Source organism: Microvirga sp. HBU67558 (assembly GCF_018069605.1).
Classification (GTDB): Bacteria; Pseudomonadota; Alphaproteobacteria; order Rhizobiales; family Beijerinckiaceae; genus Microvirga; species Microvirga terrae.
In genome coordinates, this window is sequence record NZ_JAGPUP010000308.1 from 1 (window position 1) to 1,132 (window position 1,132).

The 1,132-nt window shown below is 65.1% G+C and carries 1 protein-coding gene; it reads left to right on the forward strand.

What is annotated here, in order from left to right:
• Positions 1–396 precede the first annotated feature (396 nt).
• On the forward strand, positions 397–1,132 hold a 736-nt coding region (locus KBI52_RS01410; RefSeq protein WP_210804859.1), incomplete at its 3' end, for a hypothetical protein.

Consider the following 1,132-nt stretch of genomic DNA (forward strand, 5'->3'; position numbering starts at 1 on the left):
GCACAGGTCCACGTTTTGCAGAACTTTGCGGCAGGTTTTCGCAGGCAGGCGAGAACAACGACAGGCTCGGCGCCCATTGCCGGGGTACGCCATCCCCGCCCGCACACGGAATCTGCGACACAGCCCCTGACGACGGCGGTCGCGAGCAGGCCAAGGCCGCTCAGATCGCCTGATATGAAAGACGCTCCTGATGCTCGGGTCCTCATCGGGACAAAAACGCTCGGACTGATCCAAGCCCACGGCAGGACTTCCGGACGTCTTGCATCCCTTCGCGGCCGAAGGGGCGTCGCGGCTATCGCCGCCAGATACCATGGGCGGACCGGCCTGAAATCGTCACATTCGTACGCGACGTCGGAGGTGACGCTTCGTTAACCATCAGCTCGCCCAAGGCCACCAATGCTCAGACCTCTTGTTGCCCTTGCCTTCGTGCTCGCGCCCCCAGCCCTCGCCCAGACCTATGATCGTGCGGACATCATCCGCGGCCTCTGCCGCCCTGATGGCTGCGACGAGTTCGCCATCCTGTCGGCTTCTCCTCTGACCAGGACAGGGGAGGGCACGCTCATGCAGACCCGGGTGAAAACCTTCCATGCCAGCTCAAGCGGACGCAGGGAACTCAGTGAGGAGAACGGGTATGTGTACTGCTCGCGAACCAAGCCGGCGATTGTGGCCGAGAAGAACGGACGTACCATGGCGTTCTATCTCGCGCCGTTCGCCACGAAGGAGAGCCGTGAGACCATCCGCCAGAACGCCAACTTCCATGCCCTGTACTTTAGCATCTGCCATGGCCTGGAAGCGGGCCGGGCGGCGGGCCGGAGCCTGCAGGGTGTCGCCCAGGAGCTCGGCTACAGGGTTGCTCTGCCCCAGTCGCAGTCTGTGGCCCTGAGCCGAGTCGAGGACATCCTGCCGCCTGAGAACCGGCGCTCAGCCGAGGCGAGGAATGACAGGCACTCGGCGCCGCCAGCGAGCTCGCCGCCTGCCGTGGCTCAGCGGGACTGGGCTATCGACGGGCCGGCTGGCGAATTCGGAGGATACCGTGAGGCGATGCCACCCCGTCCGCTGCCTGATAATGTGGAGCGGGAGGAGGGGCTGCTGGCTGGTCCGCGCCGCCTGACCAACCGCGCCTTTGATGCCC